Genomic DNA, 13299 nt, shown 5'->3' with positions numbered 1-13299 from the left:
GTGTGGATGCTGTCCGGGTGAGAGCGATAGCCAGGAACACCATGTCCCGCCGGTCCCTGCTGCGCGGCATCGGCGGTGTCGGAGCGGCCGCGGCGCTCGCCGGGTGTGGCGTCCCCGCCGCGTACGTCGACGAGCGCGACCGGGCCGGCCGCGACCTGTCCGCGCGCGACCGGACGCTCGACTTCGCCAACTGGCCGCTCTACATCGACACCGATGACGACGACACGTCCAGGCGCCCGACGCTGAACGCCTTCCGCGAGCGCACCGGGATCTCCGTCCGCTACACGGAGGAGATCAACGACAACGACGAGTTCTTCGGCAAGATCGGCCCGGCCCTGATGAACCACCAGGAGACCGGCCGCGACCTGATCGTCGTCAGCGACTGGATGGCCGCCCGCTTCGTCCGGCTCGGCTGGGTCCAGGAGATGGACCGCACCGCGCAGCCGCACGTCGCGAAGCACCTCAACCCGCAGCTGCTCGACCCCGCCTTCGACGCGGGCCGGCTGCACAGCGTGCCCTGGCAGTCCGGCATCACCGGCATCGCGTACAACCGCAGGAAGCTCGGCCGCGAACTCCGTTCCACGAAGGAGCTGTGGGCCGACGACCTGCGCGGCAAGGTCACCCTGCTGTCCGGGCTCGACGAGTCCATGTCCCTGCTGCTCCAGGGCAACGGGGTGGACGTGACCCGGTGGACGCGCGACGACTTCCACGCCCTGTGCGAGCAGATCGAGGGCCTCGTCCGGAAGAAGCACGTCCGCCGCTTCACCGGCAACGACTACATCAAGGACCTGTCCACCGGGGACGTGCTCGCCTGCCAGGCGTACTCCGGCGACGTCATCCAGCTCCAGGCCGACAACCCGGACATCGAGTTCGTCGTCCCGGAGGAGGGCGGGGAACTGTGGGCCGAGTCCCTGATGATCCCCAACAGGGCCCTGCACAAGGCCAACGCCGAGAAGCTGATCGACTACTACTACGAGCCCGAGGTCGCCGCCGAGCTCGCGGCCTGGGTCAACTACGTCTGCCCGGTCCCCGCCGCCCAGAACGTCCTCGCGGACTCCGGCGACGAGGAGCTGGTGGCCCTCGCCGAGGACCCGCTGATCTTCCCGGACGCCGAGATGCGCGGCCGCCTCGCCATCGCCCGGGACATCCGCGCCGACGAGCGCCAGGAGTTCGCGAAGAGGTGGAACGCGATCGTGGGGCTGTGAGGAAGCCCGCCCCGAGGTACCCGCCCCCCATTTTTGAACACGTTCAGGTCAGGCGTAGGCTGCCGTCATGAGCGATACGAACGGGCCCAGGGCCCTTCTCACGCGCATTCGCGTCTGGCTGGTCGTCTTCGTCGTCTGTCTGGTGCTGAGCGGGGTCACCGCCTTCCCGCTCGTCACGGAACTCCGGCTCCTGGACTCCGCGCTGGACGGCTGGGCGGCGCCGGTGGCCGACCTCTTCCCGGGGCTCGCCGAGTGGATCGAGCGGGTGCGGGGCGGTCTCGAAACCGCCGACGCGCAAGCGCCGTACCTGCTCTACGGCACCGACTGGCTGGCCTTCGCACACCTCGTCATCGCGGTCGCCTTCTACGGCGCCTACCGCGACCCCGTCCGCAACATCTGGGTCGTCGAGTTCGGGATGATCGCCTGCGTCGGCATCGTCCCGCTCGCCCTGATCTGCGGGCCGATCCGGGGCATCCCCTTCTGGTGGTCGGTCATCGACATGTCGTTCGGCGTCATCGGCATCCTGCCGCTGCTCCACGTACGCCGGATGATCAAGCGGCTGGAGGCCGTGGTCGTGACCTCGCCCTCGATCGGTGCGCCGGCGCCGCGTTGACCGGCGCCGCGTGAAGCGACTCTCCGGATCGCGCGACGCGATCCGGAGAGTCGCCTGTGCGTCGGCGTTGCTAGATCCCGTAGGTTTCCCCGTACTTCTCCAGGATCTCCTTCGCCTGGCCCTTCATCCGTCGGGCCGCCCGGTCCTGTGCGATCTCCGCGATCTCCTGGGGGGTGAACCCGAGGTTCCTCAGATTGTTCAGGGCGATGCTGACCACGTCGATGAGCTCGCGGGCCGCCGCCTCACGGTTTCCTTGGGAGAGGTGCTCCTTCAGCTCTTCGAACTGGATCTGAGTGGCTCGCTCGAAGTGTGACAGGGGCTTCCGGGCGATCTCTTGCTCGGCCTCGGTCCATGCATCCCATATGCCTTGGAAGGGGCCTAGTTGTTCTGTCATGGTCCACCACGGATTCGTCGGACGGGGGTGCAGGTCAGGAGGTCGGGCCTCCCGTCAGCAGCGGCAGGGCGATGAAGAGAATCCCTGCTGCTGCCAGTGTGATCGCGCGGGCTCGTGAGAGTTGGCGAACCTCCACCTCGCTGATCTTGAGGCCTTCGCCGACCAGCGCGACGAGGATGCACAGGGCTCCGATCACCTGAAGAGTCAAAGCTCCCCCATGTGTGCAGGCGTGAACTCCACGGCAGGAGTTCACTGTCGTCTGTGCAGAATTACACAGAGCCCTGTGTGTGTCTACTCCTTCAGTTGTGCCGTGGCGCGCAGAGCGTGCATGTCGTGCAGGGTGAGCGTCTGGCGGCCCGTGCTGACCAGTCCTTCCTCCCTCAGGTTGCGGAGGGCCGTGGCGACTCCCTCCCGTGAGGATCCGATCCGGCTCGCGATGTCCTGCTGGGAGAACGCGACGTCGATCAACCAGTTTTCGCCCGTCTGCTCGCCCATCTCCTCGGCCACGGCGACCAGCCATCGGGCCAGGCGGACCTTCACGCTGTGTCGCGCGAGAATGGTCCGTTCCTCGTCGGACTCCCGGCGGCGCTTCACCGCGCTGCGGTACATTCCCGGCCACAGGTGCTTCTCATTGACGAAGCGGAGGAGCTTGTCGGCCGAGATGTCCACGCCGGACACCCTGGTCAGCGCGCGAATGGTGGCGGACCGCACCTCGGACATGAGGACGCCCTCGTCGCCCAGCACAGCCCCTGGGCCACGGGTTGCGAGGAGAATCTCCGAGCCCTCGTCGGCCTTGCTCACGATCACGTGTCCCTCCTTGAGGAGGAGGACGGTGTGGGACGGGTGCCCCTCCGTGAAGATCGTCTGCCCGGCCTGGAAGGTGACAGGGGTGCCGAGGCTCTCCAGCTCGCGGACCTGGCTCTCGTCTTCGAGGGGTGATGTCGCATCCTTCTGCATCATCCGAGTGTAGTTCTGTGCATGGGAGTGTGTGCGAATACACGTACGTGGCTCCCTGGCGCGGCGATCCGGGCGCCCGTCTACCCCGGGAGGCCGTACGCGGCCACCATGATCTTCAGGGCCGTCTTGTTCGTGTCCTGGCCCTTGGCGTCGGTGGAGTTGACGCTGTAGACGAGGGTCCGTTCGCCGTTCCGGGTCGAGGCGATCGCCGCGTTGTAGCCCCAGCGGCCGCCCGTCTTGCCCCACACCTCGCGCCCGCCGAGCCGCTTCATCGACAGGCCGGCGGAGAAGGCGGCCGGGGCGCCCGACTTCGCGTCCTGGACCCGGGGCAAGGTGAACATCTCCTCCAGGAGCGGTCCGCGCACCACCCGGCCCGCGAACAGCGCCCGGGTGAACCGCTCCAGGTCCGCGGTGGTCGACACCAGGTCGCCGGCCGCCCAGCCGTCCGTCGTCCCCCACACGGTGACGTCCCGCAGGCCGGTCGTCCCGTCGTCGAGCCGCATCGTCTGGTAGCCGTGGTTGTGCGGACCGGCGATCCTCGGGTCCGTGCCCGGGAAGTAGGTGTCGCGGAGGCGGAGCGGGCGCAGGATCCGCCGCTCGACCTGCCGCTCGTACGTGTCGCCGGTGACCCGCTCCACGATCAGGGCGGCGATCGTGTACCCGATGTTGAGGTAGTGCTGCTTCTCGCCCGGCCCGAACTCGCGGGGCTTCGCCGTCGCCGAGCGGACCATCTCCTCCGGGTCGTGGAGCTGGAAGCGGTTCTCGTACCACTCCTCGACGGTCTCGCCCCGGAAGTCCGGGGCCGGGATGCCGTGCGTGTGGTTCAGGAGCTGGCGGACGGTCACCTCGCCGTACGCGCGGGGGATCAGCCTCGGGAGGTACGAGCGGGCCGGCCGGTCCAGGTCGATCCGGCCCTCGGCGGCGAGCTGGAGGACGGTCGCCGCCGTGAAGACCTTCGTCACCGAACCGGCCCGGAAGCGGCCGGCCGGATCCGCGGGGGAGTCGCTCTCCAGGTCGTGGACGCCCGAACTGCCCTGCCAGGAACCCTCGGAGCCGCCGACCCGGACCAGCGCCGCCGTCGCGTCGGCCTTGGGGAGACCGGCGATCGCGGCCGCCATCGCCGTCTCCAGGGACGGGGCCGCGACGGTGGTGGCCGGCGGCGCGGTCGCGGCCGTGGCGGGGACGATCGACGGTCCCGCCGCCACCCCCAGGACCAGGGCGGCGGCGAGCAGCGTGCGGGCGGACTTCTTCATGGTCAACTCCCGTGGTGTGAGCCGTTGTTCTCGATGGCTCCATCCTGCTGACCAGGGAGGATCCGCGGATCGCCCGTACCGGCGGTCTCGCGGGGGCGGGTTTCTCGCCGACGCGGGGGAGGGGCGCGCTACCGGCCTCCCCCGGGCGGGGGAGAGCCCGCCGCGACCAGGCCCGTCTCGTAGGCGCAGATCACCGCCTGGATCCGGTCGCGCAGCCCCAGTTTCGCCAGCACGTTCCCGACGTGCGTCTTCACCGTGTGGTCGCTCACCACCAGCTCCGCCGCGATCTCCGCGTTCGACAGTCCGCGCGCGAGCAGCAGCAGCGTCTCCCGCTCCCGGCCGGTCAGCACGTCGAGCCGTGGATCCGGGGCCGTCCTGCGGGGGCCGCCCGCCGTGTACTGCTCCACGAGCCGCCGGGCCACGGACGGGGCGAGCAGCGACTCGCCCGCCGCCACGACCCGGACCGCGTGCACCAGGTCGTCCCTGCGCACGTCCTTGAGGAGGAAGCCGCTCGCCCCCGCGTGCAGCGCCTCGTACACGTACGCGTCGGTGTCGAAGGTCGTCAGGATCACCGTCCGGCAGCGCGACTCCGCGCTGATCGTCCGGCAGGCCTCGATGCCGTCCGTCCGGGGCATCCGGATGTCGAGCAGCGCCACGTCCGGCGCGAGCCGGCGCACCGCCTCGACGGCCTCCGCCCCGTCCCCGGCCTCGGCGACCACCTCGATGTCCGGCTGCGCGTCCAGGATCATCGCGAAACCGCTGCGGACCAGCTCCTGGTCGTCCGCGACCACCACCCGGACCGTCATCCCGCCACCTCCGTCGTGGACGGTACGGGGAGCAGTACCCGCACCTCGAAGCCCCGGCCGCCGGGCCCCGGGCCCATCACGGCCGTACCGCCGTGCGCGGCCGCCCGCTCCCGGATGCCGACGAGGCCGTGGCCGCCCGCACCCGCCTGCGGGCCGCGCCCGTCGTCCGTCACGCTCACGCGCAACACCCCTTCCTCGTGGGCCAGCCGGACGTCCACCGTGCGGGCGCGGGCGTGCTTGACCACGTTCGTCAGGGCCTCCTGGACGATCCGGTAGGCGCTCGCGCCGGTCGCCGCGGGAAGGGAGCGCACCCCGCCCTCGGTGGTGTAGGTGACGGCCAGGCCGCCGCTGCTCCGGACCCGCTCGACCAGCCCGGGAATGCCCGCCAGGTCGGGCTGCGGCTCGCGCGGGGCGCCCCCGCCCTCCGAGCCCTCGCGCAACACCCCCAGCATCTGGCGCAGTTGGGTCATCGCGTCGCGGCCGGTCGCCGAGATCGCGTCGAAGGCCGCCTCCGCGCGCTCCGGGGCCGCCCGCACCGCCACCGGCCCCGCCTCCGCCTGCACCACCATCAGGCTGACCGCGTGCGACAGGATGTCGTGCATCTCCCGCGCGATCCGGGCCCGTTCGCGCGCGGCGGCCCGCTCGGCCTCGATCCGGTGCTCCCGCTGCCGGGCGTCCTGGAGCCTGCCGAAGACGTACGCGGCGGCGAACACGAAGAGGGAGAAGGTCAGTTCCCGCACGGAGCGGGTGTTGAGGCCGACCGACGCGGGCACCGCGACCATGAGCAGGGCCGCCGTCGTCAACCGCTTCCACGGCGGGGACAGCACGGCGATCGTGTAGACGCTGACGAGCCCGGTGTACGGCAGGGGCTGCCCCGGCCCCTCCAGCGCGAGCGTGTACAGCGCGCTCGCCGCGAGGATCGCGAGCAGGACGGCGAAGGGCGCGCGCCGCCGCCAGACCAGCGGCAGCACGGTGAGCGTCGTCAGACCGTACGCGGGCCAGGTCGCCGGCTCCAGCTCGGGCGGGCGCGGCACCACGAACGGCATCGTCATCGCCGCCTGCACGAGGAGCGCGAGCCCGATGTCCACCGCCCACGGGTTGGCCGCGCCCCAGCGCCGCGTCCGCTCCCACCCTCTCCGCACGGCCCCGGCCATGCCGCCCCGCGTCTCCCCCCGTACCCCCATTACGGCTTGCGGCCCACCGCGCCGAACTGCGCGACCACGTCGCCCTCCTCGGAGCGCCAGCGGGCGCAGGACACGATGCCCGGCTCCAGCACGTCGAGCCCCTCCAGGAAGGAGGTGAACTCGGCCCGGCCGCGGGCGGTGATCGGCGGGGTCGCGTTCTCGTTCCAGAAGGCCATCGCGGCCCTGTTGCCCTCGCCGCCGAGCTCCGGCTCCAGCGTCGGGTGGGTCAGGACCAGGTGGCTGCCCGAGGGGAGGGCGTCCATCAGGGTCTTCACGACCGCCCGGGCCTCGCCGGTGTCCAGGACGAAGTTGAGGATGCCGAGCATCAGCACCGCGACCGGACGGGACAGGTCGAGCGTCGCGCCCGCGGCCGCCAGGATCGTCTCCGGGTCCCGCGCGTCCGCGTCCACGTACTCGGTGACCCCCTCCGGCGCGCTGGTCAGGAGCGCGCGGGCGTGGGTGAGGACGATCGGGTCGTTGTCGACGTAGACGATCCGGGAGTCGGCGGCGACCCGCTGCGCCACCTCGTGGGTGTTGTCGGCGGTCGGCAGACCCGTACCGATGTCGAGGAACTGGCGTACGCCCGCCTCGGCGGCCAGATGCGTCACCGCCCGGCCGAGGAACGCCCGGTCCGCGCGGGCCACTTCGCCGATGCTCGGGTAGAAGGCGGTGACCTGGTCGCCGACGGCGCGGTCCACCGGATAGTTGTCCTTGCCGCCCAGCCAGTAGTTCCACACCCGGGCGTTGTGGGCGATGTCGGTGCGGATCCGGTCGTTCATGCGCGAGCCTTTCGCAGGGCGGCGGCCAGTGCGTCGACCCGGTTCGTGGTGACCGAGTCGACCCCGTTGAAGATCAGCTTACGCATGGTGCGGGTGGTGTCCGCGGTCCAGGCCGAGACGAGCAGGCCGTCCCGGTGCACCCGCTCGGTCAGGGCCCGACTCACCAGCCCGAAACGGTAGTTGAGCCACCGCGGACGTACGGCGTCGAGCAGCACCGGCCGGGGCGGGGCGAGGGTGGTCCACGTCAGGGCGATCTCGGCGGCCGGGTCGGCGGCACGCACCTGGAGCATCGCGACGGCCCCGGCGCAGTAGTAGACGCGCTCCCCGGCGCCGCACTCGCGGACCGTGCCGACGATCCGGCGGACCGAGTCCTCGTTCCCGCCGGGCAGGTCCAGCATCAGCCGGTGCTCGCCCGCGGTCAGGAGCGCCTCGCGCAGGGTCGGCACCCCGTCGCGCGTCAGCTCGCGCAGCTGCTCGAACGAGAGGGCGGACAGGGGACGGTCGTGGCCCCAGAGCCGCTTGAGGGTGTCGTCGTGGAGGAGGACGGGCACGCCGTCCCTCGTGAGCCGGACGTCGACCTCGACCGCGTCCGCCCCCCGCTCGATCGCCGAGGCGATCGAGGGGAGCGTGTTCTCTCGGACGCGGTACGGGTCGCCGCGGTGACCAACGGCAGTGACAGGGCGCATGGCCCCATTCTCGCCGTCGTCAGCGGGCCAGCCAGCCGTCCGTGTACGTGTCGATCTCGGCGGCGATCCTGGCCTTGCCGGCCGCGTCGAGGAAGGACGCCTCCACCGCGTTCTTCGCGAGGGCGGCGACACCGCGCTCGTCGAGGCCGAGGAGCCGGGCGGCGACCGCGTACTCGTTGTTGAGGTCCGTGCCGAACATCGGCGGGTCGTCGCTGTTGATCGTGACGAGGACGCCGGCGTCCACCATCTGCCGGATCGGGTGCTCGTCGAGCGTGGCGACGGCCCGCGTGGCGATGTTGGAGGTCGGGCAGACCTCCAGGGCGATCCGGTGCTCGGCCAGGTGGGCCAGGAGCGCCGGGTCCTGGACGGAGCTGGTGCCGTGGCCGATGCGCTCGGCGCCCAGGTCGTTGATCGCGTCCCAGACCGTCTCCGGGCCGGTCGTCTCGCCCGCGTGCGGGACGGAGTGCAGACCGGCGGCGCGGGCCAGGTCGAAGTACGGCTTGAACTGCGGGCGCGGGACACCGATCTCGGGGCCGCCGAGGCCGAAGGAGACCAGGCCCTCGGGGCGGATCCCGTCCGTGGTGGCGAGCCGCGCGGTCTCCTCGGCGGAGACGAGGCCGGCCTCGCCGGGGATGTCGAAGCACCAGCGCAGGATCGTGCCGAACTCGGCCTCGGCCGCCTTGCGGGCGTCCTCGATCGCCGCCATGAAGGCGCGCTCGTCGATGCCGCGGCGGGTGGAGGAGTACGGGGTGATGGTCAGTTCGGCGTACCGGATGTTCTGCCGGGCCATGTCACGGGCGACCTCGAAGGTCAGCAGCCGGACGTCCTCGGGGGTGCGGACCAGGTCGACGACCGAGAGGTAGACCTCGATGAAGTGCGCGAAGTCCGTGAACGTGAAGTAGTCGGTGAGAGCCTCGGGGTCCGTCGGGACCTTGGAGTCCGGGTGACGGGCGGCGAGTTCGGCGACGATCCGGGGCGAGGCGGAGCCGACGTGGTGGACGTGCAGTTCGGCCTTGGGGAGGCCGGCGATGAAGGGATGGAGGTCGGTCATCGGATCATCGTAGGCCGGGCGGTTCCCTCCGAGGGGGGAGGTCGTAGCATGGCGTGACCACGATGGGGGAGGCCCATGTCTGACAACCGAGACCAGCCGCAGGGCGGGTACGACCCGGCGGACCCGTGGGCTCCGCCGAACCGCGACGGCGTGGAGCTGAGCAAGCCCGTGTCGCCGTCGACCCCGGCGGTGCACGACCAGATGACGGTCACGTCCATGCCGGCCGTGAACGACGTCCCGCCGCCGCCGGTCGCTCCCGGCGGCCCGGCGGCCACGCCCGGCTACGGCTACCCGGCCGCCACTCCGCCGGCCGGTTCCTACGGGTACCCGTCCGCCGCGAGCACCCCGGCAACCACGCCGGCCGGGGCGGGGTACGGGTACCCCTCCTACGGCACGGGGTACGCCGGGAGCCAGCCGCCCGGCTGGCAGCAGCCCGCCAACGGCATGGGCATCGCCTCGATGGTGCTCGGCATCATCGCGGTGGCCGGCTTCTGCATGTACGGCCTGGGCGTCGTCCTCGGCATCCTGGCGCTGATCTTCGGCATCATCGGCATGAAGAAGGCCGGCCGGGGCGAGGCGACCAACCGGGGCATGGCGCTCGCGGGCGTCGTCCTCGGCTCGATCGGCATCGTGGTGAGCGGCGTCTTCCTCGGCTTCGTCATCTGGGCGATCGCCGAGGGCGGCGCGGCCTCCTCGGACGGGGACCCGTACAACAGCCTGGTCGTCGAGAGCACCCGCTGACCGCACCGGCAGCCGACAGGGCCCCGCACCTCACCGAGGTGCGGGGCCCTTGTCATGTCCCGGGGGTACGCCGCGCACTCAGCCGTTGCGCAGCCGGTCCCGGGCCTCCATCAGGGCGAAGCCCAGCAGGTTCAGGCCGCGCCAGCGGGCCGGGTCGTGGGCGGCCGGGTCGTCGGCCGCGAGCCCGATGCCCCAGATCCGGTCGACCGGGCTCGCCTCCACGAGGACACGGGTGCCCGTACCGAGGAGGTACGCCCGCAGGGCCTCGTCCGAGGAGAACTTGTGGACGCTGCCCTCGACGACGATGCCGAGGCGCTCCCGCTCCCACACCGTCTCGTCGAAGTTCCGCACGAGTCGGCCGGCCTTCTTGGCCTCCGCCGGGGTGCGTGCGGCGAGCGCCGAGCGCTCGGCGTCCGCGTCCCCGAAGAGGCGCGCCTTGGCCGCCATCATCCAGTGCTCGGCGGTCGCGTACCGCTTGCCGTCGACCACGAAGGGTGCCGGCCACCACTGGCTCAGGCAGCTCGCCGAGAGCCGCCCGTCGGGGTGCGGACGGTGGCCCCAGAAGTGCAGCCATTTGACGCGCTCACCCGCGTTGACCTGCTGCGTCAGCTCGTCGATCTTTTTCATGCATGCGAGTCTGGCATCCGCCACGGACACTCCGTACGGAGATTTTCCGGCCACCTCGACACATGGTCGACCGATTCCGTTGCGTAACCAAAAGGCAACAACGGAATCACTTGTTGGGGTGGCATCCTCATGTCAGGATCGGCACTCAATTCGAGCTGGGACAACGGAGAGCGTCATGGGCAACCGCTTCCAGGTGACGGACCGCTTCGCGGACGGCGCACAGTACATCGGCGGACGGCTCCGGGCCGGAACCTCCGACCGGGAACACACGATCGTCAACCCCGCGACCGGCGAGGGCGTCTACACCTACCGGCTCGCCTCCGTCGCCGACGTCGACGAGGCCGTCGCCGCCGCCAAGGCCGCCTTCCCCGGCTGGTCGGGCGCCACCCCGGGCGAGCGCTCCGACGCCCTCCACCGCTTCGCCGGCGTCCTCGCCGAGTGGGCCGAGGACATCGCCCGGGTCGAGTCCCTCCAGGCGGGCAAGCCGCTCCGCCTCACCACCGAGTTCGACGTACCGGGCACGGTCGACAACACCGCCTTCTTCGCCGGCGCCGCCCGCCACCTCCAGGGCCAGGCCGCCGCCGAGTACAGCGGCGACCACACCTCGTACATCCGGCGCGAGGCGATCGGCGTCATCGGCTCCATCGCCCCCTGGAACTACCCGCTCCAGATGGCCGCCTGGAAGATCCTCCCGGCGATCGCCGCCGGCAACACGATCGTCCTCAAGCCCGCCGAGATCACCCCGCTGACCTCGCTGATGTTCGCGCAGGCGGCGACCGAGGCCGGCATCCCCGACGGCGTCATCAACATCGTCAGCGGCTCCGGACGGGTCGTCGGCGAGCACCTCGTCGGCCACCCCGACGTCGTCATGACCTCCTTCACCGGCTCCACCCCGGTCGGCAAGCGCGTCGCCGAGGTCGCCACCGCCACCGTGAAGCGGCTCCACCTCGAACTCGGCGGCAAGGCCCCCTTCGTCGTCTTCGACGACGCCGACCTGGAGGCCGCCGCCCACGGAGCCGTCGCCGCCTCCCTCATCAACACCGGCCAGGACTGCACCGCCGCGACGCGCGCCTACGTCCAGCGCCCGCTCTTCGACGCCTTCGTCGCCCGCGTCGCCGAACTGATGGAGTCGGTCCGCGTCGGCGACCCCTTCGACGCCGCCACCGACCTCGGCCCGCTGGTCAGCCACGCCCAGCGCGACAGCGTCGCCGGCTTCGTCGAGCGCGCCCGCGGCTACGCCACCGTCGTCACCGGCGGCGAAGCCCCGGGGGGTGACCTGAAGGACGGCGCGTACTATCGTCCGACCCTGATCACCGGCGCCGCGCAGGACAGCGAGGTCGTGCAGTCGGAGATCTTCGGACCGGTCCTGGTGGCCCTGCCCTTCGACAGCGACGACGAGGGCATCCGGCTCGCCAACGACACCCCGTACGGCCTCGCCGCCTCCGCCTGGAGCCGTGACGTCTTCCGGGCGAACCGCGCCACGCGGGAGCTCCGGGCGGGCTGCGTCTGGGTCAACGACCACATCCCGATCATCAGCGAGATGCCGCACGGCGGCACCAAGGCGTCGGGATACGGAAAGGACATGTCGATGTACTCCTTCGAGGAGTACACGCAGGTCAAGCACGTGATGTTCGACAACACCGCGGTGGCCGCGAAGGACTGGCACCGCACGATCTTCGGGGACCGATAGCAGATCCGCCGCCCGACCAGCGGCCCACCCCTCCCGAAAGGGCACAGCGCATGGAGCAGTACGAGCCCGAAAGCCTGTCCGCCGCGCAGCTGGCGGCGATGCGGCGCAGCATGACGAACGGCCGGGGTGCACTCAGCCGCCGTTCGATGCTGCGCGCGGGCGGCGTCGGCGCGCTCACGGTCGGCGGTCTCGCCGGCCTGAGCGCCTGTGGTATCCCGCCGGCCAAGCGGGAGGGACAGGGTCCCGCCTCCACCGACCTCTCGGCCAAGGAGAAGAGCATCGCGTTCTCCAACTGGACCGAGTACATGGACATCAGCGAGGACGAGAAGTCGCGTCCCACGCTGGAGGCGTTCACGAAACGCACCGGGATCAAGGTCAAGTACACCGAGGACATCAACGACAACGTCGAGTTCTTCGGCAAGATCAAGCCGCAGCTCGCGGCCGGCCAGGACACCGGCCGCGACCTGATATGCGTCACCGACTGGCTCGCCGCCCGGATGATCCGCCTCGGCTGGGCGCAGCGGCTCGACCCCGCGAACCTCCCCAACGCCTTCGCGAACCTCTCCGCCCAGTTCCGGCGCCCCGACTGGGACCCGGGCCGCGCCTACTCGTACCCCTGGACCGGTATCTCCACCGTCATCGCGTACAACTCCAAGGCGACCGGCGGCAAGAAGGTCGACTCGGTCACCCAGCTCCTCGACGACCCCTCCCTCAAGGGCCGGGTCGGCTTCCTCACCGAGATGCGCGACACCGTCGGCATGACCCTCCTCGACATGGGCAAGGACCCGGGGAAGTTCACCGACGCCGAGTACGACGAGGCGATAGGCCGGCTCCAGAAGGCCGTCGACAAGAAGCAGATCCGCCGCTTCACCGGCAACGACTACACCTCCGACCTGGACAAGGGCGACCTGGCCGCCTGCCTCGCCTGGGCCGGTGACGTCATCCAGCTCCAGGCGGACAACCCGGACATCAAGTTCGCCATCCCGTCCGCCGGCTACATCACCTCCAGCGACAACCTGCTGGTCCCCGCGCAGGCGAAGCACAAGGCCAACGCCGAGAAGCTCATCGACCACTACTACGAGCTTCCCGTCGCCGCGCAGCTCGCCGCGTACATCAACTACGTGTGCCCCGTCGACGGGGTGAAGGACGAACTCGCCAAGATCGACCCCGAGCTCGCGAACAACACGCTGATCCTCCCGGACAAGGCCATGGCCAAGAAGTCGCGCGCCTTCCGCTCGCTCACCAGCGCGGAGGAGACGGCGTACGAGGAGAAGTTCGCCAAGCTCATCGGCGCCTGAGCCCGACGTCGTCCA

The 13299-nt window shown here is 71.0% G+C and carries 15 protein-coding genes; 5 read left to right on the top strand and 10 right to left on the bottom strand.

All coding sequences use genetic code 11. The annotated features are described in order from the left end of the window. Positions 1 to 41: 41 nt before the first annotated feature. Positions 42 to 1205 carry a spermidine/putrescine ABC transporter substrate-binding protein gene (locus tag ACF08F_RS26645; protein WP_392301062.1) on the top strand — a complete coding sequence of 388 codons (1164 nt, stop codon included), beginning with the start codon at positions 42 to 44 and terminating at the stop codon, positions 1203 to 1205. A 67-nt stretch (positions 1206 to 1272) separates the two neighbouring features. After that, positions 1273 to 1818 (top strand): hypothetical protein, encoded by a 546-nt coding sequence (locus ACF08F_RS26640; protein WP_392301061.1) that lies wholly within the window; start codon positions 1273 to 1275, stop codon positions 1816 to 1818. Positions 1819 to 1888: 70 nt separating this feature from the next. Here the strand turns inward: ACF08F_RS26640 and ACF08F_RS26635 are convergent, their stop codons facing one another. The 9 genes from ACF08F_RS26635 to ACF08F_RS26595 all read right to left on the bottom strand — a co-directional run bounded on the left by ACF08F_RS26635 (position 1889) and on the right by ACF08F_RS26595 (position 8928). Beyond that, a complete protein-coding gene (locus tag ACF08F_RS26635; protein ID WP_392301060.1) occupies positions 1889 to 2212 on the bottom strand; it encodes a hypothetical protein in 324 nt (107 codons plus the stop codon). A 34-nt stretch (positions 2213 to 2246) separates the two neighbouring features. Beyond that, a complete protein-coding gene (locus ACF08F_RS26630; RefSeq protein WP_392301059.1) occupies positions 2247 to 2408 on the bottom strand; it encodes a hypothetical protein in 162 nt (53 codons plus the stop codon). Between the two features lie 95 nt (positions 2409 to 2503). Then, positions 2504 to 3169, bottom strand: coding sequence for a Crp/Fnr family transcriptional regulator (locus tag ACF08F_RS26625; RefSeq protein ID WP_392301058.1), 666 nt, complete (start codon positions 3167 to 3169; stop codon positions 2504 to 2506). A gap of 80 nt (positions 3170 to 3249) precedes the next feature. Further along, positions 3250 to 4422, bottom strand: a complete 1173-nt coding sequence (locus ACF08F_RS26620) for a serine hydrolase domain-containing protein (RefSeq protein WP_392301057.1) — start codon at positions 4420 to 4422, stop codon at positions 3250 to 3252. Positions 4423 to 4550: 128 nt separating this feature from the next. Further along, on the bottom strand, positions 4551 to 5228 hold the full coding sequence (locus ACF08F_RS26615) for a response regulator (RefSeq protein ID WP_392301056.1): 678 nt from the start codon (positions 5226 to 5228) through the stop codon (positions 4551 to 4553). Further along, the gene (locus tag ACF08F_RS26610; RefSeq protein ID WP_392301055.1) at positions 5225 to 6382 is read right to left on the bottom strand and encodes a sensor histidine kinase; all 1158 of its coding nucleotides are present in this window, start codon (positions 6380 to 6382) and stop codon (positions 5225 to 5227) included. Before ACF08F_RS26610 ends, ACF08F_RS26615 begins: the two co-directional genes overlap by 4 nt. Positions 6383 to 6411: 29 nt before the next feature. Beyond that, the gene (locus tag ACF08F_RS26605) at positions 6412 to 7191 is read right to left on the bottom strand and encodes an SAM-dependent methyltransferase (RefSeq protein WP_392301054.1); all 780 of its coding nucleotides are present in this window, start codon (positions 7189 to 7191) and stop codon (positions 6412 to 6414) included. Further along, positions 7188 to 7877: a glycerophosphodiester phosphodiesterase gene (locus ACF08F_RS26600; protein WP_392301053.1), complete on the bottom strand. Its 690-nt coding sequence runs from the start codon at positions 7875 to 7877 to the stop codon at positions 7188 to 7190. Before ACF08F_RS26600 ends, ACF08F_RS26605 begins: the two co-directional genes overlap by 4 nt. Before the next feature lie 19 nt (positions 7878 to 7896). After that, positions 7897 to 8928 carry an adenosine deaminase gene (locus ACF08F_RS26595; RefSeq protein WP_392301052.1) on the bottom strand — a complete coding sequence of 344 codons (1032 nt, stop codon included), beginning with the start codon at positions 8926 to 8928 and terminating at the stop codon, positions 7897 to 7899. Between the two features lie 75 nt (positions 8929 to 9003). Here ACF08F_RS26595 and ACF08F_RS26590 point away from each other — a divergent pair, with 75 nt between their 5' ends. Further along, positions 9004 to 9669, top strand: coding sequence for a DUF4190 domain-containing protein (locus tag ACF08F_RS26590; protein ID WP_392301051.1), 666 nt, complete (start codon positions 9004 to 9006; stop codon positions 9667 to 9669). Between the two features lie 78 nt (positions 9670 to 9747). Here the strand turns inward: ACF08F_RS26590 and ACF08F_RS26585 are convergent, their stop codons facing one another. After that, on the bottom strand, positions 9748 to 10296 hold the full coding sequence (locus ACF08F_RS26585; RefSeq protein ID WP_392301050.1) for an NADAR family protein: 549 nt from the start codon (positions 10294 to 10296) through the stop codon (positions 9748 to 9750). 175 nt (positions 10297 to 10471) lie between these two features. On the opposite strand from ACF08F_RS26585, the gene ACF08F_RS26580 reads away from it, so the two are divergent. Both ACF08F_RS26580 and ACF08F_RS26575 read left to right on the top strand, forming a co-directional pair. Next, positions 10472 to 11986, top strand: a complete 1515-nt coding sequence (locus ACF08F_RS26580) for a gamma-aminobutyraldehyde dehydrogenase (RefSeq protein WP_392301049.1) — start codon at positions 10472 to 10474, stop codon at positions 11984 to 11986. A 50-nt stretch (positions 11987 to 12036) separates the two neighbouring features. Beyond that, entirely contained in the window at positions 12037 to 13284 is a 1248-nt protein-coding gene (locus tag ACF08F_RS26575) for a PotD/PotF family extracellular solute-binding protein (RefSeq protein ID WP_392301048.1), read from the top strand. The last annotated feature ends 15 nt before the right edge of the window (positions 13285 to 13299 follow it).

This window comes from Streptomyces sp. NPDC015130 (assembly GCF_043080005.1).
Classification (GTDB): Bacteria; Actinomycetota; Actinomycetes; order Streptomycetales; family Streptomycetaceae; genus Streptomyces.
Note: the sequence above shows the minus strand (reverse complement) of the source record. Positions and strands in the feature narration are given on the sequence as shown.

Coding starts and splice junctions, on each gene's coding strand:
- ACF08F_RS26585 (WP_392301050.1), bottom strand. CDS start 10,296: ATGAAAAAGATCGACGAGCTGACGCAGCAGGTCAACGCGGGTGAGCGC.
- ACF08F_RS26575 (WP_392301048.1), top strand. CDS start 12,037: ATGGAGCAGTACGAGCCCGAAAGCCTGTCCGCCGCGCAGCTGGCGGCG.
- ACF08F_RS26625 (WP_392301058.1), bottom strand. CDS start 3,169: ATGCAGAAGGATGCGACATCACCCCTCGAAGACGAGAGCCAGGTCCGC.
- ACF08F_RS26620 (WP_392301057.1), bottom strand. CDS start 4,422: ATGAAGAAGTCCGCCCGCACGCTGCTCGCCGCCGCCCTGGTCCTGGGG.
- ACF08F_RS26590 (WP_392301051.1), top strand. CDS start 9,004: ATGTCTGACAACCGAGACCAGCCGCAGGGCGGGTACGACCCGGCGGAC.
- ACF08F_RS26640 (WP_392301061.1), top strand. CDS start 1,273: ATGAGCGATACGAACGGGCCCAGGGCCCTTCTCACGCGCATTCGCGTC.
- ACF08F_RS26615 (WP_392301056.1), bottom strand. CDS start 5,228: ATGACGGTCCGGGTGGTGGTCGCGGACGACCAGGAGCTGGTCCGCAGC.
- ACF08F_RS26600 (WP_392301053.1), bottom strand. CDS start 7,877: ATGCGCCCTGTCACTGCCGTTGGTCACCGCGGCGACCCGTACCGCGTC.
- ACF08F_RS26645 (WP_392301062.1), top strand. CDS start 42: ATGTCCCGCCGGTCCCTGCTGCGCGGCATCGGCGGTGTCGGAGCGGCC.
- ACF08F_RS26610 (WP_392301055.1), bottom strand. CDS start 6,382: ATGGCCGGGGCCGTGCGGAGAGGGTGGGAGCGGACGCGGCGCTGGGGC.
- ACF08F_RS26595 (WP_392301052.1), bottom strand. CDS start 8,928: ATGACCGACCTCCATCCCTTCATCGCCGGCCTCCCCAAGGCCGAACTG.
- ACF08F_RS26580 (WP_392301049.1), top strand. CDS start 10,472: ATGGGCAACCGCTTCCAGGTGACGGACCGCTTCGCGGACGGCGCACAG.
- ACF08F_RS26635 (WP_392301060.1), bottom strand. CDS start 2,212: ATGACAGAACAACTAGGCCCCTTCCAAGGCATATGGGATGCATGGACC.
- ACF08F_RS26605 (WP_392301054.1), bottom strand. CDS start 7,191: ATGAACGACCGGATCCGCACCGACATCGCCCACAACGCCCGGGTGTGG.